Consider the following 23096-nt stretch of genomic DNA (forward strand, 5'->3'; position numbering starts at 1 on the left):
AGTTATGGGAATTGTTGTTTTCCTCAATTTGATTCAGTCTTGAGTTATCATAATTAAGGCAAGGAGAATGAAATACAACAATAGATTGATTGGGAATTCACAGGGATCCAAGGATTATTTAGCGCTTAACCTTTTTGTATAAAATCAAATTAATAACAGGACTAATTCGAATAAAAAGTAATAAGCTGACTGCCACAAATTCATTGGGAATATACTGCGGTGTAAAAAGCAGAGAAACAAAAAATAACAAAAGTAAGCATTGAAGAATAACTCTGATTACCGATGTAAATTTTCTGTTTCTCAAGAAAACGGCAATGAGCCACAACGGATTAGCCCACAGTAAATTCCAATTAGAACCGGTTACAATATGAAATGAAACAAAAGCAAGATAGAAAACAACTAAACCGGTAATGCCAATAATCAAATAAAGAAAAAAGTCAAATAATTTTAGGTTAATTGCGCCCAAAACCTCACCAAATGAAAGAAGTAATAACAAAAACAAAAACAGCCAAAAAAATAAAGACGTAGAAACTGAATTAGGCTCTATAACCTTCCTATCTGAAAAATCTAAGACTAAGGACTGAGTTTTTACTAAATCCTGTGATCTTCCCGAACTATCAGTAAATTTTAGCCCAGCAATTTGACTCATAAGATGATCAGGAAGAAACATAATAGAAACCGAGTCAGTTAATAAATCTGCTTTAGCCCCCAAAACCAAATCGATGCCGAGTTTAATCCATGGTTTTCTATTAAGATAAGGATGAATGGCCTCTCTAAATGTTATATTCTTTATTGAATCCGGAGAATTTTTGAAAACCACCTCGCCCGGAATATGTTCCAAAATAATATTGCCAACGCGGGTAGCGCAATTGTCGTAAAAAAAATCGTATCTGTAAGCTCTGTTTTCGGGACGAGCATTAATAATAAGGGCCTTAAAAAGCTCGTTTTTTTGTTCATAAGATAAATTTAGTTCCTGTTGCCATACCGATCTTCCTGAAATAAAATATTCCTTAAGGAAATTCTTAAAAGAGGTAACAGACAACAAATAATCTAAATTTCCTTGACTAAATTTCAGATAAAAAAATGGTGTGTTAAAGTCAAAGGTTCCATAATTAAAGGTATAATCAATTTTATTTTCAGGATCAGACACAAGTATTGCCGTATGCCCAAAAAGAGAATATAATTCATCGCCTGGAGCACATGTTAACACAGAAATAGAAGCTTGTTCAGATAATTGAGGAATGGATTGACCGTAAAATTGATTGGGCAATAAATAAAGCAACAACAAAGAAATACAAGACACTTTCCAAATGAAAACAAACTCAGAAGACAGGGTTACAACATTAAATCTTAAGAAATTCAGTTTTGTAAACTTCATTTTTAACAAGCAAATCATGGTTGGTTATAATTGTAAATAATAAAATTAACCAGTCGTTCACAATAATCAATCCAATTCCAATGCGCCAATAAGTTCAGTAACACTATTAAAATTGTGTCGCACCAAATAATCGGCAATACCGTTAACAATCTCTTGAGAAATAGAGGGATTTATAAAATTAGCTGTACCAACTTGTATGGCCGAAGCACCTGCCAGAAGGAATTCTATGGCATCAGATGCCGAAGAAATTCCGCCCATTCCCACCACAGGCACCTTTACCGCATCAGCAACTTGCCAAACCATCCTAAGAGCAATGGGCTTAATACAAGGCCCTGATAATCCTCCTGTTATGGTAGATAATAATGGCCGCCTTGTTTCTGCATCAATGGCCATCCCCAAAAATGTATTTACCAAAGAAATTGAATCGGCCCCCGCATCTTCAACTTCTTTTGCAATTTCAACAATATCCGTGACATTGGGCGATAATTTAACCATCAGGTGCCGAGGGAAAACATTTCGGACAGCCCGAGTAACCTGTCTGGCAGAGGAACAGCTGGTTCCAAAAGCCATACCACCTTCTTTTACATTCGGACAAGAAATATTCAGTTCAATTCCCACAATATCAGGAACTAAGGCCAATTTTTCAGCAGTTTCCACATATTCTTCAATAGTAGAACCAGAAACATTAACAATAATATTCGTATCAAACGTCCTGATTTTAGGCCATATTTCATTAATAAAAGCGTCCACACCTTTATTCTGTAGTCCTACTGCATTAAGCATTCCTTGTGGGGTTTCAGCCATCCGCGGATAGGGATTTCCCTCTCTGGGACTTCCAGTAGTACCTTTAACAATAATTCCACCAAGAGAATTAATATCGATAAAATCCTGGTATTCTACACCATAACCAAAAGTTCCGGATGCAGTCATTACGGGATTTTTAAGATTCAAATCACCAATATTAACCGATAAATCTACCATTTTAAATATTTTGAATTAAAAACAGGACCATCTGTACAGGTACATTTATTACCCTCAATAGTTGGAGTAATGCAACATAGGCAAGCCCCAATACCACAAGCCATCATGTTTTCGAGTGACACTTCGCAATTCAAATTTCTTTTCAGAGCATACTTGGCAATAACTTTCATCATGGCTTCAGGACCGCAAGTATAAATCCAATCGAAATCAGGCTTATAAGTTTTCATAATAGGATGGTGAATAACAAATCCTTTGGTCCCGGCTGATCCGTCTTCAGTTGTAATAAAAACTTCGCCCAATTTTCGATATTCATCCAGCTCTACCAACTGTGCAGAAGATTTAGCACCGATCAGAAAACGAGGCTTAATGCCATTTTCATGTAAAAATCTGCCCAAAAAAAGAAGCGGTGCTACACCACAACCACCTCCTACTAATAGGACTTTATTACTTGAAGGAAGAGAATAATAGGTTCCGAGAGGATAAATTAAATTAAGAGATTCGCCAGGTTTCATAGCCGCCAAACGTCGAGTTCCCTCACCTACTTCTTGAACCAATAATTTAATGGTGTTATTTTGATAATCTACATCGTGAATAGATAGAGGGCGACGTAAAAAAGTGTTTGGAGAGCCTTCCACTTTAATTTCAGCAAATTGCCCAGGATAAATTTTTGGGAGATTCGTGGGATGTTGTAAAGTGAGAATAACAAATTCTGATGTTTGACGCTTATTCTCGAGAATTACAAAATCCTCTATAAATTTTTTCGGCATCGATTAAAGATAAAATTTAAATTTACAATTGTAAACTACTTAAACAAAGCAATAATAATAAGTTTGACGGTACAAATATATGAATCCTGCTGAATTTTTTGCATTCTTAGGGACAAAAGCAATAGTAGACAATACTAATTCAATTATAAAGAAAACATGCAGTAGAAATATTACTTGATATCTAAAAACATTACCACTTAATTAAGCCGGGAAAAAAATATCAAAAGTATTGTCATCATAAATAAGGATAGTCTTAATGATTTTTTTTCGCGGTTTACTATCTGAAGAATTAATTACAGGAAATTTACCATTTTCTGGCTTATCGGATTTTAGACTTGGAACAGAACCAGACTTTTTACGCATGTATTCACTTTGCTTTTCATCCTTTACAGGTTCACTTACAGGAAAATGAATTTGGCCATTAGATTCAGCATTTTTATCGTTAATTGTATTGTCAAGAAACAAATCCGAACGTTTATAGGGCCCATTTCCAGTAATAAGCCAATCGGGATTAATATGCTCAAAAGAAGCCAATATTTTTTGCAAAAATTCAAGACTGGGATTGTTGCGACCAGACAAAATATGGCTTACACTTGAACGTTGAACTCCAACCAACTCAGCAAAACGAGCAGGAGTAAGATGTTCTTGTTTTAAAATTTTCTGCAATCGATCCTTCATTGGTAACAATAAATTTATCTAAACTTTAATTCGCCTGAAATTAGCCGACCTGAAATTGAATAAATGAAAATGATTGTTTTAAAAATTATCAAAAGAAACCTGCACAAATATTTTCTTAAAATCAATATACAAATCCATCAAATAAGTTTTCTGGTTTAAATAGACTTAAAATCTCTCAAGACATTTACAAATGTAATAATTATTTCAAACATATGTAATTGCTTGGCAGTTTACAACTTTAAATTTTTTGGATTTTCAAATGTAAACACTACGGAAAATACATAATTGCACAATCAATCCATTTTGTGTTACCCCTAATTAAAGATAATATAATAATAAATACATGCTTTATACACAATATATTAAAAAATGACCCAAGCTTTATAATAAAGCGCTTGGAACTCATTATAACCTGCTAAAGCAGGAAAAGAGAATAACTATTTACCTCTGATAATCAAGAAGAATAATTTGAAAAAAAGCAATCTTTAAATTAAACTTTAAATAAATCAATTAAAAAACTGTTTTTTAAATATATAAGTACAAATTTTTGTTCTGAAAATCGTCAAAATGAATAAATATTCAATAATTCCCCTTTTTGATCTATTCCAATAATTTAAGTAACATCTTTAAGTTTCTGAAAATGTGATTTATAAAACAAAAACAATAACGCTTTTACAAATCACGCACAACAATTTAAGTTGATTTACAATTGTAAATAGGATTGCTAAAGAGAAGTATTGGTATCGATATAGCGAAAAACTGAGGTTCAAGGTGTCAGCTATAAATTTTCCAAAAATTTCAGACGTTCGGAACCCATCAGGTTTTCTAATATCAATTCCAGAAGCTCGTGTAGCCCTTTCCTTTTTGTTAAATGATTGCTTATTAACTCTGTTAATTGTTCCTTTTTAAAATCCATAAGGTCTTCTCTTTTTTAAAGCTTTTATTTTATTTCGTTTGTAAAACTACGCTTTGAAGACTTTTTTCCAGTCCGGACACTCATTTTTAAACAATATCTTAGGATTTAATACTTTCTAATAATCCAATCGAAAAAGGCCTTAAATAATCAATAAAAAAGCCTTATCAGATTATATTCTGATAAGGCTTTCCATCTTCTCATTCTTCCCTTGATGATTATTAATCATTTTAAGGGAAAGGTTTATATACTGTTAAATAAAAATAAATTTCAAGCAATGTTTAGCAACAGATAAAGCTGTTTTAATATAAAAATGAGAAAAGTAACCTTCATGGCCTATAAATTAAAAAGAAAAAAGTAGAATATCAGCTATTTCCCCATAAAAGCTTTCTTAACATCAGCTACCCATTTTTCAATCCGCTGATCAGTTAAAGCCGCTTGGTTTTCAATATCGATTGCAAGCCCCACAAATTGGTCACCTCTTTGAGCTCTCGAATAATCGAAAGAATAACCTTCGACAGAGGTATATCCAACTATTTCGCCACCACGTTGTTCAATAAATTCGGCCATAATTCCCAAACCGTCTACAAAATTATCGGGGTATCGTACCTGGTCGCCGCCTCCGAATAAAGCAAATTTTTTGCCTTTAAGATTGTCCTCTTCTATTGTTGGTAAAAACTCATCCCAATAATAAGGGAGTTCACCATCAAACCAAGTAGGAACGGCAAAAATATAGTTCTCAAATTTTTCAAAATCTTTATGTGTTGCAGTATTAACATCAACTTCCTCTACCGATTTTTCATCAAGTAGCTTAATGATCTTCTTGACTTGTTGTTTGGTTTTATGTGACTGGAAGTTATAAAAAATACCTATTTTCTTCATAACAATTGTTATTGAAATTATCAGTAATTCTAGTATAGTAAATTAAAATTTGGCCAGATCACGCGCCGCATTGAGGATTTTATCTGTATTGGGTAAAATAGCTGCCTCTAAAATACGGTTAAATCCAATAGGGGTAAATTCAGCTCCCACGCGTTTAACGGGTGCATCAAGAAATGTAAAAGCTTCTTCGGCAATAGTAGCTGCCAATTCGCCACCAAAACCACCAAATACTTTATCTTCGTGAACAATCAGCGCTCTGGAAGTTTTTTTCAAGGATTTAAAAATAGTTTCTTTATCCAAAGGAATTAACGAACGGATATCAATAACTTCAACTTCAATGCCATCTTCTTTACTGAGTTTCTCTGCGGCTTCAAGGCACATATGCGTGGTATTTCCGTAGGTGATCATAGTCATATGTTTACCCTCTCTTCTAATTCGGGCTTTCCCAAACGGAACTTCAAAATCATCCGGGACCACAGTTGCCGCTTTAGGTGAGTTATAAAGCGCCTTAGGTTCAAGGAAAAGTGTCAGACCTTCTGAACGAATAGATGTGCGCAGCAGACCGGCTGCATCGTCGGCAAATGATGGATAAACAACTCTTACTCCCGGGAAAGTAGCCAATGCCCCTTCAGTAGTTTGAGAATGGTATAAACCACCTCCTATATATCCACCGGAAGCTAATCGAATGGTTATATTGGGCGAGAACTGACCTTTGGTACGCCAATATTCATGCGTTGTTTCAACATATTGTTCCATGGCTGGCCAAAAATAATCGGCAAATTCCGCACCTTCTACAACAATTCTTATTTTTTTGTTAAAACGCGACATTCCGTTTGCAGTTCCCAGAATAAAATCTTCTGCTATAGGAGCATTAAAAACCCGCTTTTTCCCGAATTCTTGCTGCATTCCTTTAGTAACGTTAAATACCCCGCCTTTATCTTTATTTGCGATATCCTGCCCCCAAATGAAAGTATCGGGATTAAGACGGAATTCTGCTTTAAGCGTCTCATTTAAAGCTTGTATTAGTTTAATGGGTTGTCCTTCGGCATTATGTGTCCCGTCGGGATATTTTTGGCTTACATACGGTTCCGGGATAACAAAATCATGAATTGATTCGGGCTTTGGATCCGGAGCTTTCATTGCCTTTTTGTGGGCCTCTTTAACCTCCTTGACAACCCTTTCTTCAATCTCTTTCAACTCCTCTTCAGTTGCTCTACCGTAACGAAGAAGCATTCTACGGTATTTAGCCAAAGGGTCATATTCTTTAACATAATTTAATTCGTTTTGGTCCCGGTAAAGTTCATGTCTATCGGAATTGGAGTGAGAACCAATCCGTACACAATTGGCATGAACTACAACAGGGGATTGCTGTGTCATGGCCCAATTAACAGCCTCTTCCATGGCATTCATGGAATCAAACACATCCTTACCATTACAGTAAATAATTCTTAAATGTTTAAATCCCTCAAAATTGCGAGCCACCTTTCTGTTGGCAGTTTGATCTTCTTTAGGCACAGATATGCCATACCCATTGTCTTGAAAAACAAAAACCACAGGTAATTTTTCACGAGAAGCACCATTTATTGCCTCATAAACATAACCTTCGGAAACAGAGCTTTCACCTTGTGAGCTTATGACAACAGCATCTGTAACATTATAGGTTTTTAATGCTCGTCCAAGTCCTACAGCATGAAGGGTGTGATTTCCCGTAGCTGAGCTTACGTTATGAATATTCCAGGATGGTTTGGCAAAGTGGTTTGACATGTGTCGTCCGCCCCCTGCAACATCGGCATCTTTAGAAATACCATTAAAGATTATTTCTTCAGCAGTCATTCCTGCCGACACGCAAGTTTGAAGGTCCCGGTAATATGGGAATAAATGGTCTTTATTTTTACGGAATTTCTGGCCGATAGCCAGCTGAATACCATCGTGTCCTGCTGCCGGTGCGTGATATGACCACCCTATGGCCTGTTTTAAATAATTAGGGGCACGTTCGTCGAGCGTGCGTCCCAGGAATAATAAATAATACCACTTAAGCAGGGTTTCTTTATCGGTTTTTTTTACCGAATATTTTTCTTGAACATTACTTTTCATACGATTCCTTTACTTTTAAATTATCTCATTTAAACCTGTTTATTAACACTACAAAAACAGACTTAAAATCAATTACTTTAACTATTGCTGCAAGCACCAATAGTTTTCTTTTAGACCCGGGTTTAAATAAAACCCCATAAATTAAAACAAAATTTTAAGTTCCAGATTTTTAAGGATTTTCTAAAAAATAAACCTGACTTTTCTATTTAAATTTAAGTCCATACCCGTAATCCCCGGAAATTTTACGAAAAATAAATAACAGGGATTAAATTTCCCTGTTTACATCAGCATTTTCCAAATAGTCGGCAATTTTCCGTAAAAACATACCACCTAAAGCACCATCAACAACGCGATGGTCGTATGAGAGAGATAGAAACATTTTATGCCGGATAGCAATAGCGTCACCTGTAGGCGTTTCAATTACCGCCGGTTTTTTCTCAATAGTACCTGTAGCCAGTATAGCCACTTGTGGTTGATTGATAATAGGTGTACCTATAGTATTTTTAAATGAACCAAAGTTGGTAATAGTAAATGTTCCTCCTTGAATATCATCACTCGATAACTTATTGTTTCTGGCAGCTTCGGCCAAACGATTAATTTCGGAAGCAAGTCCCACAATATTTTTTTGGTCGGCTTGTTTTACAACGGGAACAATAAGGTTGCCTGAAGGCAAAGCTACAGCAATACCTATATTGACATTTTTTCGTTTGATGATGTTATACCCATCAACAGAAACATTAATGCCGGGAAAATCTCTGAGAGCTTTTGCTACCGCCTCAGCAAACATCGGCATAAAAGTTAATTTTTCGCCATATTTTTCCTGGAACTGATTTTTAACTTTATTTCTCCATATTACCAGGTTAGTAACATCAGCTTCAACCACAGAAGTAACATGGGGAGAAACGTGCTTAGACATTACCATATGGTCGGCAATAAGCTTTCTCATGCGATCCATCTCAACAATTTCATCCCCTGCACCAGCAGAAACTTTGGGAGCTTGAATAGAAGTCACAGGTTTATCGGTGGTTGCTCCAACAATTTCTTTGGATGGACGTACACCTTCCGCGTTTCGTGTTTTCAAATAATTCAACATGTCTTCTTTGGTAACTCGACCATCTTTCCCACTGCCAGGAATTTTGTCGAGCTCAGACAGCGGAATACCTTCCTCCTTTGCAATGCTCTTAACCAAAGGCGAATAAAAACGGTCACTTTTAATGGTTTCTTCTTCCTTGTTAAGAGGCTTTTGGGAAGCTGCAACCGCTGCCACCGGTTTATCCTTAACCTCTGTGATTGGTGTTTCAGGTTTACTGTCAGCCGTTTCCGTGGTTATTTCCTCTACATCTGAATCTTCACCTTCTAAGGCAACTACCGCGACAACAGTTCCCACAGGAACAACGGCATCAACATCAAATTTAATTTCTTTAATAGTCCCAGATACTGGTGAAGGAATTTCAGAATCTACCTTATCGGTCGCAATTTCAAGTAATGGGTCGTCTTCTTCTACTTTATCGCCTACTTTAACAAACCATTTGGTAATGGTAGCTTCTTCGACGCTTTCACCCATTTTGGGCATCAGTATTTCAAATGTTGACATATCAATTGAGTTTAATTTTTGTAATATACAAATTGCAAAATTAGAAATTTAATCTATTTAAAACAAATCCAAATAAAAATAAATCGTTGTTGTTCATTTGGTTTTCATCAAAACCACAATTTAGCCTGTTTTGTTCAAACATTAAATCATTTTATAAAACATTTTTCAAAAAGTTCGATAGAAATGGCTGAAACAGTGTGAAAAGGGCCAAATACAGAATGCGCAAAAGATTGAAATATAAAAATCAACCAAAAATTGGATACCCAAAACAAATTCGAAAAGAAAAATTTTTTATTTTTGCAGGTGATAAAAAAAAGCAATCACGCGGAAATAGCTCAGTTGGTAGAGCATCAGCTTCCCAAGCTGAGGGTCGCGGGTTCGAGTCCCGTTTTCCGCTCACAAAAAAAGCTGTCCTATTTCGACAGCTTTTTTTGTTTTATGGGGTATCAAGAGCTATACATTGGCCACTTTGATAATATCGGCTAAAACCCCGGCTGCCGTAACATCAGCACCCGCACCATATCCTTTAATTTGCATAGGATGTTCGAAATAATGTTCTGACCAAATTAAAACTATATTATTACTTCCTTCCAAATCAAAGAATGGATGCTTATGGTCAACTTCAATAAGTCCTACTTTTGCTTTACCATTCGCCGTCATATGCGCAGCATACCGTAATTTTTTATTTTCAGCAAGTGCCTTTTGGCGTCGTTTTTCAAAAGTAATGTCAAGCTCGGCAATTTTTTCGAGAAATAAATCGAGCGAGGGCAAATCCAGATATTGTTGCGGCACAAATGGTTCAACTTCCACACCCGATGATTCAAGAGGATAACCGGCTTCACGAGCCAAAATAAGGGCTTTTCGGACCACATCGGTACCACTGAGGTCAATCCTTGGGTCAGGCTCACTATACCCCTTCTCTTTGGCTTCTATGATTACTTGAGAAAGAGGCTTTTTCTCAGATACCGAATTAACAATATAATTGAGCGTACCAGAAAGTACAGCTTCCATTTTCAAAATTTTTTCGCCGCTACGCACTAAATCATTTATAGGTGCAATTATTGGCAACCCTGCTCCTACATTGGTTTCATAGAAAAATTTCACTCCTTTTTTACGTGCAGTTTCTTTCAGTTTGCGATAAGTCTCATAGGAAGAAGAACTAGCAATCTTATTAGCGGTTACAACCGACACATTAGCTTCGAGCAGAGAGAGATAAAGGCTGGCAACTTCATCACTGGCACTGCAATCTACAAAAACGCTATTTGCCATATTCATCTCAATAATTTTATCTCGAAATTGAGATACATCGCCAGGCGTACCCTCTTTCTCCAATTTTTCAATAGCAGTATTGGGGTCAAGTCCCTCTTTGTCAAAAATCATTGAATTACGTCCTGCCAGACCAACCAACCTAATTTTGAGACTATTATTTTTTATGAGTTTATCTCTTTGGGTGGCAATTTTATGTATTAATCGGCTACCAACTGTTCCTTTACCAACCAAAAACAGGTTAAGACGTGAGTAATCTGAAAGGAAGAAAGCCTCGTGGATAACATTTAAGGCCTTTTTGATATCTTTTTCTTTAATGACAAAAGATATATTAAGCTCTGATGCTCCCTGAGCAATAGCATAAACGTTGACGCCGTTTTTTCCAACGCTATTAAAAAGTAATCCGGCAATACCTGTGGTATGCTTCATGTTTTCACCAACAATAGCTACCACTGCCATTTCATTGTCAATGATAATATTACTTATATGCCGTTCTGAAAGCTCTCTCTTAAATTCTTGCTCAATAGCCATTTTAGCCAATTCAGTTTGGCTACTATCGATAACTATACTAATGCTGTTTTCAGAAGAAGCCTGAGAGATAAGTATAACATTGATATTTTTCGCGGCAAGCGACGCAAACAAACGCATAGAGATGCCTGAAACGCCTACCATCCCTATTCCCTGAATTGTAAGAAGTGATACGCTCTTAATAGAAGAAATCCCCTTTATTTGTCTTTGACCTGCAGTTTCTTGCCTACCGTTTATTAAAGTACCGGGTGCCGAGGGATTAAAGGTATTTTTTATAGTAATAGGTATATTCTTTTGGTATACAGGTAAAATAGTAGGCGGATAAATCACTTTAGCACCAAAATGCGAGAGTTCCATAGCTTCGGCATAACTTAAATGCTCGATACAATAAGCCCGACTAATTACCTTTGGATCAGCCGTCATAAAACCATCCACATCGGTCCATATTTCAAGCATTTCAGCATCAAAAGCCGAAGCTAAGATAGAGGCAGTATAGTCGGAACCACCTCGCCCAAGGGTTGTATTCTCTCCTCTTGCATTACTACTAATAAACCCTGGGAAAAGCGATAGATCAGCCAACTGTGGTTGTATTTCTCTTAAATGTTTATAGGTATAGACGAGGTCAGCATGAACTCGGCCATATTCTACAAATGTCTTAATATATAATCGACTGTCGAACCAGCGAGCGCCCAAATAGGCTGCTATGATTTTGGAAGACAGTCTCTCGCCTATTCCCGAAATACTGGCGAGACTCTTTTCGCTAAGTTCGCGTATTAAAAATACCCCTTTGTTGATAGATTTAAGTTCATCAAAAATTGGTTCTACCCCATTTCGGATAGCTGTATTGGCAGCTATATCAGGAAATAATGTATCAATGATCTGTAGATGATCATCAATAATATTATCAATATCTGTAGCATAAACAGGATTTCCCTCGGCAGCTTTATGAGCTGCACGTATCAAGCGGTCAGTTATTCCTCCAAAAGCAGAAACGACGACTACTATTTGGCCTTTTTGACCCTCTACAATTTCTTTAACTTTTTTAATGTTTTCGGCAGTGCCGACAGATGTTCCTCCAAATTTTAATACCTTCATCAGATAATTGCCTGTTTTTTGATTATAGATTTTTTATTTAGGAAATTACTACCTTTTAAAACTACATTAAAAGTTTAAAATATTAATTTACAGTATTATATTTTATTAATTTAAAGTATTAGTTAATTTATTTTGATTGGACCAATCAAAAGTGAAATTATAAAAACGAATTAATAAATCGAAAAAAGCAAATTTAGAAAAAAACCGAAGAATATATGACAAATGTTACAATTTAAAAGATTTACCAAACATTGTTTTAACAAATATAAGTTTGCTGGCAAAATTTTAAAAGCACGGTCATAAGTTTTCATTTTTCCCTATTTTTTATAAAAATTTCTACAGACAGCGAAAGCAAGGGGTTAATCCCGGGCTACACATGAACGGTTTTCCAAATTGATGCCACTGAAATTAAAAGCGCTCAAATAGCTTTGGGGTTTAATAACAATGACTAATTTTGCAGCCTGAAAAAAAAGACAAAATGACATTTAAAGAGGAAATACAAAGGCGTAGAACTTTTGGCATCATAAGTCACCCCGATGCCGGGAAGACTACCCTTACCGAGAAATTATTGCTTTACGGTGGTGCCATTCATGTAGCCGGGGCTGTTAAGTCAAATAAGATAAAAAAGACAGCCACCTCTGATTTTATGGAAATAGAGAAACAACGTGGAATCTCTGTTGCCACTTCGGTAATGGGCTTTGAATATAATGGATACAAAATAAATATTTTAGATACACCCGGTCACCAGGATTTTGCCGAAGATACCTATCGGACTTTAACTGCGGTAGATAGTGTCATTATTGTAATAGATGCGGCCAAAGGTGTAGAAGCCCAAACAAGAAAACTGATGGAAGTATGCCGGATGCGGAATACACCGGTAATAGTTTTTGTTAACAAGATGGATCGACCTTCACGAGACCCTTTTGATATTCTTGACGAAATAGAGGAAGAGCTTAAAATAGAAGTTCGTCCACTAAGTTGGCCGATTGGAAACGGTACTGATTTTAAGGGCGTATATAATTTACATGAAGAAAACTTATACTTATTTCATCCCAATAAACAAACAATTGAAGAAGGTATAAGTCTGAAACTATCTGACAGTAAGCTGGAAGAAGAGATTGGTGAAAGTTTGGCCGGCACACTACGCGAAGAATTAGAATTAGTTACAGGGGTATATCCCGAATTTCGAAAAGACGAATACCTGGCAGGAAAGCTAGCGCCTGTATTTTTTGGAAGTGCTTTAAATAATTTTGGTGTTCGAGAACTATTACATTGTTTTTTAGAGATAGCTCCCTCGCCTCGACCTTCGCATGCTGAGGAGCGGGAAGTGAAACCCGATGAAGAGAAATTCAGCGGTTTTGTTTTTAAGATTCATGCAAATATGGATCCTAATCACCGAAATAGAATTGCCTTTGTAAAAATTTGTTCAGGCCATTTTAAACGAAATACCAACTACAAACATGTTCGTTTAGGAAAACTGATGAAGTTTAGCAGCCCAACGGCTTTTATGGCAGAAAAAAAGTCGATTATTGACGAGGCCTTCCCTGGTGATATAATTGGTATTCCGGATTCCGGTAATTTTAAAATTGGCGACAGTCTTAGCGAAGGAGAAAATCTGAATTTTAAAGGATTACCCAGCTTTTCGCCCGAATTATTTCGCTATATAGAAAATGCCGATCCGATGAAATCGAAACAGCTGGCCAAAGGTATCGACCAACTTATGGATGAAGGTGTGGCGCAATTGTTTGTTAGTCAGTTTAATGGTCGAAAGATAATTGGGACTGTCGGTGCTCTGCAGTTTGAGGTTATCCAGTATCGATTATTACATGAATATGGTGCTTCTTGTCGGTACGAACCTATTAATCTATACAAAGCGTGCTGGATAGAATCTCAGGATTCAGCGGAGTTAGAGGATTTCAAAAAACGAAAACATCAATATATGGCCAAAGACAAATTTGGTCGGGATGTATTTTTAGCCGATTCAGCATATATGTTAGACATGGCCCGAGAAAACTATAAAAACATCCGCTTTCATTTTACTTCAGAATTTTAATCTTTTGAAGTAATAAATGGAATAAATAATTACAAAAGATGGGGCATTTATCCTAACAAGATACAGCAATACTTCAAAAGGATAACTAAAAATCGAATAACAGCCTATATAAAAGCATATTAAATAACATCATTTAGATTAAAATTTTATGATTACAGAAAGTTTTTGGTACAGCTGGGTATTAATACCGGCAATGATATTTTTAGCCAGGGTAGCGGATGTAACCATTGGAACCGTCAGGATAGTTTTCATCTCAAAAGGGTTGAAGATGCTGGCACCGCTATTGGGATTTTTTGAGATATTTATCTGGCTGATAGCGATGACCAAAATCTTTCAAAATCTGGATAATTGGTTTTATTTCATTGCCTATTCAGGCGGATTTGCAACAGGAAATTACATAGGTCTCAAGATAGAAGAAAAACTTGCATTAGGGTATGTTAACTTGCAAATAATCACGCAAAACCCCGGCGAAGAATTAGCAAAAAAATTGGCAAGTCAAGGCTTTGGAGTTACCTGGCATGAAGCCCATGGTTCCCGAGGTGAAGTAACAGTAATATATTGTGTTATCAAACGCTCAGGATTTAAGGAAGCCACCAGCCTGATAAAAGAATATAATCCAAAAGCTTTTTATATCATTGAAGATGTACGATTTGCGAATCAAGGGGTTTTTCCGGTAAAAAGTTTGGCCAGAACCAGTGGTAATTTCCCACGCAGAAAAGGAAAATAAATCAATAGGTCAAAAGCTGCACATGGTCTTTTTTGGCCGACAGCCAAGACCGAATAATGATGCGAGCATGGCGGTCATCCTTTCCGCCGACCAGAAAATCTTCCAACATGTAAGGGGAGGTTATTGTAACCTCATTGTTTATCCACCCATAACCTCTTACCTCGCCCTTATCGACCCAAACAAAAGATTTTTCTTGTAATTGACGTCCTTTATCCACAATCACAAAATTGTGATGTGGCAAGTTCTGTTGCTTCAGCAGGTTGAGAGCTCTTAGATTATAATCCTCAGGTTTTTCGATGCCCTGGCAAGCCCCGGAACATTGATTTAATTGAAAATCAAAGCAACCGTTTGAAGTATCTTCTAATCCGGACAAAAAACGGCACAACCTGTTTTTTTGTACCCACTGTGCCAAATATTTACATGCATTCGACTTGGAAGAAAAGGATGCTACAGGGGTACTAGTCATTTTTGTAGTACGTTCTACAAAAAAACGGATGTAACCTTTTCTGTCGATATAGTAATAAATACCCCAAGCGAAATTATTCTTTTTAAGTGCCTTATTAAAAGGTGGTTTATGTTTTTGAATTTGCTCTGCCTCCATCAATAATGCGATTAATTCCGAGCCTGTAACAATGGCCTCAACATCGACCAGCTGTTGAACCATTTGACGTTTAGATTTATCTCTTACACGCAAATGAGATAAAACTCTTTTTTTGATGTTACAGCTTTTGCCAACATAAATTACCTCTCCGTTATCATTAAAGAAAATGTAAATTCCGGTTTTTTCAGGGAGGCTTTTGGCTTGGTTAGAATCAAAATTGGGATGCAAGTGAGAGGTGTCGAAGGCTTGAGGCGGGAATATAAAATCCCCCTTTTTCTCGATTAAGTATTTTAAAAGCAACGCTGTTGCATGTGCATCTCCTCCCGCACGATGTCTGTCGGATAAAGGGATATTCAGTTCTTGACACAAATTTCCAAGACTATAAGAAGGTCGACCGGGCAAAATTTTTCTTGACAATCTGACTGTACATAACTGGTCCCTTTCATATTTATAACCAAGCGATTCAAACTCTTTTTGAATGAAATGATAATCGAAAGAAACATTGTGCGCAACAAAAATGGTATTTTCGGTTAGTTCAACAATGCGTTTGGCAATTTCATAAAAACGGGGTGCATCTTTCACCATTTCGTTAGTAATACCCGTAAGCCTACTTATATAATAAGGAATAGTAATTTCCGGATTAACAAGTGAGGTGAAATGGTCAACAATTTCGGTTCCTTCCATCCGAAAAATAGCAATTTCTGTAATGCGACCTATCCCGGGTTTTCCACCGGTAGTTTCCACGTCAATAACTGAATATCTGGGAGGTTTAACCATGGGTGCAAATGTATTGAAAAAATAATGATTAAAAAGGCCCCAAAGTCTTGCATACAACGACGGATTAGCCTATTTTTGCAATAGAAGATCATTGACAAGTAAGAGAAGAGCATAAAAAATATGCCGCACCGGATTTTTGATTGTTAAACTCAACACTACAAACATACCGAGTTAAACTATCCGTTAAAAGGGCAGGCCTCAACCTTCGGGTTGTCTTCGGACACGGAGGATCCCCGCTTAACGGGTGTACTCAAATCCTGTCGTCAGGAGTTTAAATAATCCAAACTGGTGCGGCACCCTATTGAAGGGATGATCCGCACAACTGTGAGGGTCATCCCTTTTTTTGCATAATCTAAATTTATACGAATGAAACGAGCATGGCGGCTTTCGCCACAAAAGAACATGTATAAAAGACAAAGGCAGAAGTGCACAGGCAGAAGGCAGAAGAAGTCATTAGTCAACAAGTGGTTAGTGTTAAATAATTAGTGACTAACAACTAACCACCATTGACTACTTTTAAGAATCAATATATCAATGAAGTAAGTACATTTTATACGGATGAAACGAGCATGACCAGGAAAGTTTGTCACAATAAGAACATGTATAAACTTAAGCCATGCGAGATCCATCCGGCCAATAACTTAGATAAATTTTATACGGATGAAAATGAAGGAACTAGAAATTTTAGAAAAAGAATGGGTTATTTTTTGAACGCAAAAAGGTTTTGAGAAAACAAAATTTTTTTACCTTTGCAAGCGCTAAGGGAAAGGGTTTGTGAGGAAGTAGGAAAAAGACATGCGGAAATAGCTCAGTTGGTAGAGCACGACCTTGCCAAGGTCGGGGTCGCGGGTTCGAGTCCCGTTTTCCGCTCAAGCTAAGTAGGCAAATTTAGCCCAGATGGTGGAATTGGTAGACACGCCAGCTTGAGGGGCTGGTGGCCGTTAAAGGCCGTGCAGGTTCGAGTCCTGTTCTGGGCACAATAGATCTTTCTTTATTTTTCTATTAATCAACTACTTAGTTGATTTTTTTTTTGCAATCTATTCTTGGATTGAAGGGTAACAGGTAAATTCTATTAAATACTTCTTATTCAACAAACAATCAAATCAATAATTTCAATCAATTTAGTTAAGAGGTTTTGAAAATTGAAGCTTACCATTCTGCGATTAAATAAAGGCGCATATAAGCAATACTTATGTATGTAATTCTTTAGTCAGGAAGCACAATTTAATCATTAAATACTTATGCAGTCAAATGGCTGTAATAGGTAAATTATTTATAATTGAAATGCTTTTCCCAAGATTAGAATATTGGGATTAAACCTCATAGAAATGTATTGACTAAAAAGTTACTTCTTGTTGTATAGCACCATCCTTTTTGATTTCTATTTTGATGACATGACAAATCAATTCTACCTTCTACACAATATAGCCCAATAAGAATCAGATTTTAAACTGTAATATTACTAAATACAACCATAATCAACAGCAAGAACATTCCCTTCAAAATATAATTTTCCTAATTTTGGGTTCCAATTTTGAAATTTAAGAAAATAAGCTGAACAAATGAAGTTATACGAAATAGTGGTTCATCAGCTAAAAAAGGCCCCCCAATTGGTAGCTGACAATGGCGAATTAAAAAAATGGGTCATAATAGACCTGGCCAGAAATTACGACCCGGAACTATTAAAACTGCTAGTGGACCACCCCCAACTAAAAGAAGCCTTTTTTGTAGAAGTTGATGGCATTTTGGTTTTTAAACAAGAAAAATTCATCTCCTTTTTGGAGATGAAGAATTACCTAAACGATAGCTATACAAAATACAAAAATAAGGTAGGCTTTATCATTAACCACAAATTTTTGAATCAAAATAATGAAGTAGCGTTGGTATGGCCATTTAAAGACTGCTTATTGGAGGGTGGACAATCACGCGAAGAACAAAAGAAAGACGAAATTTTTTTTAATGAACTATTGGCACAAGATGAAATCACTCAACTATTGGAACCCAAAGTATTGACCAATGCTAAAGTTTACGATATAGAGGGGGAACACAGGTTTAAATCCTTCACCAGGGATGCAGCGCTCAACCGAAAAAGAGAACTACCTCTAGATACCATCACAGACAACTTAATAATTAAAGGCAATAATTTGCTGGCCCTCCACTCGTTAATAAAAGTATTTGCTGCAAAGGTTAAACTGATTTATATTGACCCTCCCTATAATACAGGCAACGATGGCTTTAATTACAACGATTCCTTTAACCAATCTACGTGGCTTACCTTTATGAAAAATCGGTTAGAGGTAGCTAAAGCCCTTCTTCATAATGATGGGGCGATCTTTGTTCAATGTGATGATCATGAACAAGCTTATTTAAAGGTATTGATGGATGAAGTTTTTGGTAAAGAGAATTACAGAGAAACCATTGTTGTTAAGACCAGCACGCCCAGTGGTGTTAACGCTGTAAATGTTAAGCGAGGAGAACGGCTGTTTAAAGTAAAGGAATATTTATTGTTTTATTCTAAAAATCCAACCTATCGTTTTAAACCCATATATGTTAAGAGTAACTTTAATAAAAACTATCGGTACGAGGTTAAAAAGGTCAATAACAAGTACCATGTCAAAGACTTAAAAAAGGTGTTTAAAAGCGATGCCGAATTAGAGGAATACGTATTAAAAAATCCGGAAAACATTTATTCACTCGAGAAAAACAATAAAAAAGCGGGTGAAAAAATCAAAGCAGTTATCCGTCAGTCGCAAGATATTGACGATGTTATAGAATATACCAACAATTTCAATCAGAAAGTACTGATATATAAAAAGGGTGTCTTTATTCCATTAAAAGAACGGTTAGTAAAAGATAACGGTAAGTATTATTTTGGGACGCTCATCTCAGATATGTGGGATGATGAAATATTTCAGACCAATCAAAATGAAGGAGGTGTTAATTTACCTGGCGGGAAAAAACCGGAAAAACTTTTGAAAAGGATTATGGAATTAACGACGAACGAAAACGATATTGTTCTCGATTACCATTTAGGGAGCGGAACCACGGCTGCCGTTGCCCACAAAATGAATCGCCAATATATAGGCGTTGAACAGTTGGATTACAAGGAAAACGACAGTGTGGTCAGACTTCAAAAAGTCATAAATGGCGACCCCACAGGTATTTCAAAAACAATTAATTGGCAAGGAGGTGGTTCATTTACCTATCTGGAACTCAAAAAATACAATCAGAATTTTATTGAATCTATTGCAAGCAGTACCTCGACCGAGGAGTTGCTAAAAATATGGAACCAAATGAAAGAGCGGTCGTTCCTCAATTATAATGTTGACATCCAGAGGCAGGATGCGGCAATACAAGACTTCACAGCCTTATCCCTTGCCGAGCAGAAACAATTTTTGTTCGAAATTTTAGATAAAAATCAACTTTACGTCAATCTATCATCTTTATACGATAAGGATTTTAAATGTACTACAAACGAAATTGAGGTAACGAAAAATTTTTACAATTTATAACCAATGACATCCCATGAATTTGACAGAGCCTTTACCGATTTCATTCACAGGAATCTTGCCCTTCCTAAAATTTATACTCCATGGAGATGGAAGCAAATTCGTCTAAACAAAACTTTAGCTTCCACTATCGATATTAATAAAGGGATTGATTACATCTTTAGAGACCAATATGGACAAATAAAAACAGTTCAAGAGTGCTTTAGAGATGTAACCTATCAGCAATATACCGATTTCACAATAAGATATCGACGTGATAACAATGCCCACATTAATCGACGTGCCTCAGAATTTTACAAAATAAAAGCCGATTATTTCACCTATGGCATAACAAATTGTTACAAAATCCGCTATAGAGAGTGTACCGATTTTGTGAAATTTGCGGTTATCGATTTAAGCAATGTTTACGACAAAATAAAAAACAACCAAATAATAATAGAAGATAATGGACAAATGACCTGTAAAATTCGGGATGGAAAATTAATTTGTCCGGTAAAGTACAATAGAGATGGTTCATCCACATTTGTACCGATAGATATTGCATATTTGGTTAAACTTTGGGGAAACGAGTTAATAATATCACAAAAAGGATTTATTTAATGGCATACTTGTACGAAATATTTGAAAATCCCATAGCACGACAAGTTTTAGCAAAAATAAAAATACCCGACTGGATAAGCGATAATCTGAAATTTAAGCAACGCCCCTATCAGCAGGAGGCATTTAAGCGTTTCATATATTTAGATAGTGAAGATTTCGACCCTAAACCGACGAAACCAATACATCTTCTTTACAATATGGCTACCGGGAGTGGGAAAACGCTAATTATGGCCGGATTAATGCTATATCTTTTCCAAAAAGGATACCGAAACTTCTTATTCTTTGTAAACAGTAACAACATAATAAAAAAGACTAAGGACAACTTTCTTAATCCGCAAGCCAGCAAATACCTGTTCAAAAACAAAATCGTAATTGATGGTCGCGAGGTAGTTATTAAGGAAATTAAAAGCTTTGAAGAAGCCGATTCAGAAAATATTAACATTAAGTTTACCACAATTCAGCAGCTGCACCTTGACCTAAACAATACCAAAGAAAATAGCGTAACCTACGAAGATTTTGAAAACCGCTCGCTGGTACTTATAGCCGATGAAGCTCATCATTTAAGCTCAGGAACCAAAAGTGGCATCTTGTTTGGTAACTGGGAAGATACTGTTTTAAAAATTTTAAATTCAAACCTTAATAATTTACTGCTGGAATTTACTGCTACCTTAGATTACGAAAGCCAGGAATTAGCCGAGAAATACAAAAACAAAGTCATTTATAAATATGACCTGGCCCAATTTCGTTTAGATAAATATTCCAAAGAAATAAACCTGATACGTTCAAATTATGAAGATAAAGAGCGAATTATCCAGGCACTAATTTTAAATTTATATCGTCAGGAACTTGCCACGTCACATAATATTAATTTAAAGCCAGTCATTTTATTTAAAGCGAAACGTTCTATAGCCGAATCCAAGAAAAACCAAGCTAATTTTCACAAACTGATTGAAGAGTTGTCAGCTGAAATGGTTGAAAAAATCCGGGCAACCTCTACCGTTCCAATAGTGCAAAAGGCATTTCAGTTTTTTGAAACAAAGGGTCTTTTCTTCAACGATATAGCCCAACGAATAAAAGCTAATTTCAAAAAGGAGAACTGCATAAGCGCCAACAATGATACAGAAGCAGAGACCAATCAAATATTGCTCAACACTTTGGAAGATGAGAACAACCCTGTTAGAGCCGTCTTTGCCGTGAAAAAGCTTGATGAAGGCTGGGATGTCCTGAACCTTTTTGATATTGTTCGATTATACGAAGGAAGAGACGGACGTTTCGGCAAACCGGGCAAAACCACCATATCCGAAGCTCAATTAATTGGTCGGGGTGCCAGATATTTTCCTTTTTCGGTAGAAGAAGGCCAAGATCCGTATACAAGAAAATTTGATGAAGATGTGTCCAATGACCTAAAAATTCTAGAAGAGCTTTATTATCATACCAAAGAAGATAGCCGATACATCTCTGAACTCAAACAGGCTCTTCTAGATACAGGAATATATGAAGACGAAGAAAACAGTTTAACTGTTAACCTGGAATTAAAATCTTCGTTCAAGGCAACAGAATTTTACAAGACCGGGAAGGTAATATTTAACAAAAAAGTCAGAAAGGGCTATAACAATGTAAGTTCATTTGCCGACTTGGGTGTAAAGAAAAAAAATTACAATCACACCCTCTCCTCTGGCCATGGGAAAATGACCGGCATTCTTGCACAAGATGAAGTTTATGAGCCAACAGGAAATTTTGAACAAAAGGATATTTCAATAAAAGATATTCCGAATCACATTATACGCTTTGCCTTATCTCAAAATCAATTTTATCGATTCGATAATTTAACAAAATATTTTCCCCATATTCAATCTTTATCACATTTTATTGAAAGCCCAAACTATTTGGGTGGTTTAGAGATTACATTTAGTGGTACAAAAGAGCGATTGACATCCATTAATAACACGGACTATTTAATGGCCCTGGACGGACTATTGACCACCATTGAATTGGAGATAAAATCCAATATTACTGAATATGAAGGTTCCGATTATTTCTATGATTTTATCCACAAAATTTTTAAAAGTAAAACCATAAAAGTTCCTCAAAATAGTATCAAGGCGGAAGGACAGTTTGATTTAGTAAGCCAATCGGATTGGTACATTTACAATGCCAATTACGGGACAAGTGAAGAAAAAGAGTTTGTAAAAATGTTTTCCAGGTGTATTGATTCTTTAAAGAAAAAGTTTAAAGACATATATCTAATACGCAATGAACGAACGCTTAAAATATATGACAAGCATGGCAGAGCATTTGAACCTGACTTCATTTTATTCTGTAAACCAATCGAAGGGGAAAGGCTGACATATCAGATATTTATTGAACCCAAAGGGTCGCATTTAATGGCTACCGACAAATGGAAAGAAGACTTTCTTAACGAGATTCGTAATGCAAAGAGAATGATTGCAATTGACAAAGAGCATTATTTAATTACAGGCATGCCCTTTTACAATAATAAAAACGAGAATGAATTTAAAAAAACATTGGAACAAACACTGAAATGCTAATTATCGATTTATTATGCCGTTAAATGGGAATACTCAATACAAAACAGGTTTGCCACAAACAGAATAAAAAAAAGAGATACAGGCAGAAAATAAATAGTTTTTTA

14 protein-coding genes and 3 tRNA genes are annotated in these 23096 nt (G+C 36.1%); 8 read left to right on the top strand and 9 right to left on the bottom strand.

The window, feature by feature from the left end; genetic code table 11:
- Positions 1 to 118: 118 nt before the first annotated feature.
- From BM130_RS03520 to BM130_RS03550, 7 genes are all read right to left on the bottom strand, one after another.
- On the bottom strand, positions 119 to 1378 hold the full coding sequence (locus BM130_RS03520) for an Lnb N-terminal periplasmic domain-containing protein (protein ID WP_010528236.1): 1260 nt from the start codon (positions 1376 to 1378) through the stop codon (positions 119 to 121).
- A gap of 66 nt (positions 1379 to 1444) precedes the next feature.
- The gene (locus BM130_RS03525; RefSeq protein WP_010528237.1) at positions 1445 to 2359 is read right to left on the bottom strand and encodes a dihydroorotate dehydrogenase; all 915 of its coding nucleotides are present in this window, start codon (positions 2357 to 2359) and stop codon (positions 1445 to 1447) included.
- Positions 2353 to 3126: a dihydroorotate dehydrogenase electron transfer subunit gene (locus BM130_RS03530; RefSeq protein WP_010528238.1), complete on the bottom strand. Its 774-nt coding sequence runs from the start codon at positions 3124 to 3126 to the stop codon at positions 2353 to 2355. Before BM130_RS03530 ends, BM130_RS03525 begins: the two co-directional genes overlap by 7 nt.
- A 201-nt stretch (positions 3127 to 3327) precedes the next feature.
- Complete coding sequence (locus BM130_RS03535; protein ID WP_010528239.1) at positions 3328 to 3804, bottom strand: helix-turn-helix domain-containing protein; 477 nt, start codon at positions 3802 to 3804, stop codon at positions 3328 to 3330.
- Between the two features lie 1282 nt (positions 3805 to 5086).
- Positions 5087 to 5599, bottom strand: a complete 513-nt coding sequence (locus BM130_RS03540) for a flavodoxin (protein ID WP_010528240.1) — start codon at positions 5597 to 5599, stop codon at positions 5087 to 5089.
- 42 nt (positions 5600 to 5641) lie between these two features.
- The gene (locus BM130_RS03545; RefSeq protein ID WP_010528241.1) at positions 5642 to 7693 is read right to left on the bottom strand and encodes an alpha-ketoacid dehydrogenase subunit alpha/beta; all 2052 of its coding nucleotides are present in this window, start codon (positions 7691 to 7693) and stop codon (positions 5642 to 5644) included.
- 265 nt (positions 7694 to 7958) lie between these two features.
- Positions 7959 to 9287 carry a dihydrolipoamide acetyltransferase family protein gene (locus tag BM130_RS03550; RefSeq protein ID WP_010528242.1) on the bottom strand — a complete coding sequence of 443 codons (1329 nt, stop codon included), beginning with the start codon at positions 9285 to 9287 and terminating at the stop codon, positions 7959 to 7961.
- A 324-nt stretch (positions 9288 to 9611) separates the two neighbouring features.
- Here BM130_RS03550 and BM130_RS03555 point away from each other — a divergent pair.
- Positions 9612 to 9684: transfer RNA gene (locus BM130_RS03555), tRNA-Gly, on the top strand.
- Between the two features lie 56 nt (positions 9685 to 9740).
- Here the strand turns inward: BM130_RS03555 and thrA are convergent.
- Positions 9741 to 12176: a bifunctional aspartate kinase/homoserine dehydrogenase I gene (thrA, locus tag BM130_RS03560; RefSeq protein ID WP_010528243.1), complete on the bottom strand. Its 2436-nt coding sequence runs from the start codon at positions 12174 to 12176 to the stop codon at positions 9741 to 9743.
- 478 nt (positions 12177 to 12654) lie between these two features.
- On the opposite strand from thrA, the gene BM130_RS03565 reads away from it, so the two are divergent.
- Together BM130_RS03565 and BM130_RS03570 are read left to right on the top strand one after the other, a co-directional pair.
- Positions 12655 to 14229 carry a peptide chain release factor 3 gene (locus BM130_RS03565; RefSeq protein WP_010528244.1) on the top strand — a complete coding sequence of 525 codons (1575 nt, stop codon included), beginning with the start codon at positions 12655 to 12657 and terminating at the stop codon, positions 14227 to 14229.
- Positions 14230 to 14377: 148 nt separating this feature from the next.
- Positions 14378 to 14956: a DUF2179 domain-containing protein gene (locus BM130_RS03570; RefSeq protein WP_010528245.1), complete on the top strand. Its 579-nt coding sequence runs from the start codon at positions 14378 to 14380 to the stop codon at positions 14954 to 14956.
- Position 14957: 1 nt separating this feature from the next.
- Here the strand turns inward: BM130_RS03570 and BM130_RS03575 are convergent, their stop codons facing one another.
- Positions 14958 to 16334, bottom strand: a complete 1377-nt coding sequence (locus tag BM130_RS03575; protein WP_029626677.1) for a 3'-5' exonuclease family protein — start codon at positions 16332 to 16334, stop codon at positions 14958 to 14960.
- A 797-nt stretch (positions 16335 to 17131) separates the two neighbouring features.
- On the opposite strand from BM130_RS03575, the gene BM130_RS03580 reads away from it, so the two are divergent.
- The 5 genes from BM130_RS03580 to BM130_RS03600 all read left to right on the top strand — a co-directional run bounded on the left by BM130_RS03580 (position 17132) and on the right by BM130_RS03600 (position 22992).
- Positions 17132 to 17204: transfer RNA gene (locus BM130_RS03580), tRNA-Gly, on the top strand.
- Positions 17205 to 17225: 21 nt separating this feature from the next.
- Positions 17226 to 17311 (top strand) — tRNA-Leu (locus tag BM130_RS03585).
- 585 nt (positions 17312 to 17896) lie between these two features.
- Entirely contained in the window at positions 17897 to 19846 is a 1950-nt protein-coding gene (locus BM130_RS03590; RefSeq protein ID WP_010528247.1) for a DNA methyltransferase, read from the top strand.
- Positions 19847 to 19849: 3 nt separating this feature from the next.
- Positions 19850 to 20443, top strand: coding sequence for a hypothetical protein (locus BM130_RS03595; RefSeq protein ID WP_010528248.1), 594 nt, complete (start codon positions 19850 to 19852; stop codon positions 20441 to 20443).
- Positions 20443 to 22992 carry a DEAD/DEAH box helicase family protein gene (locus BM130_RS03600; RefSeq protein ID WP_010528249.1) on the top strand — a complete coding sequence of 850 codons (2550 nt, stop codon included), beginning with the start codon at positions 20443 to 20445 and terminating at the stop codon, positions 22990 to 22992. The genes BM130_RS03595 and BM130_RS03600 overlap by 1 nt, the downstream gene beginning before the upstream one ends.
- Positions 22993 to 23096 lie beyond the last annotated feature (104 nt).

Origin of the sequence: Thermophagus xiamenensis, assembly GCF_900112795.1 — a bacterium.
In the GTDB taxonomy this organism is placed as follows: domain Bacteria; phylum Bacteroidota; class Bacteroidia; order Bacteroidales; family Marinilabiliaceae; genus Thermophagus; species Thermophagus xiamenensis.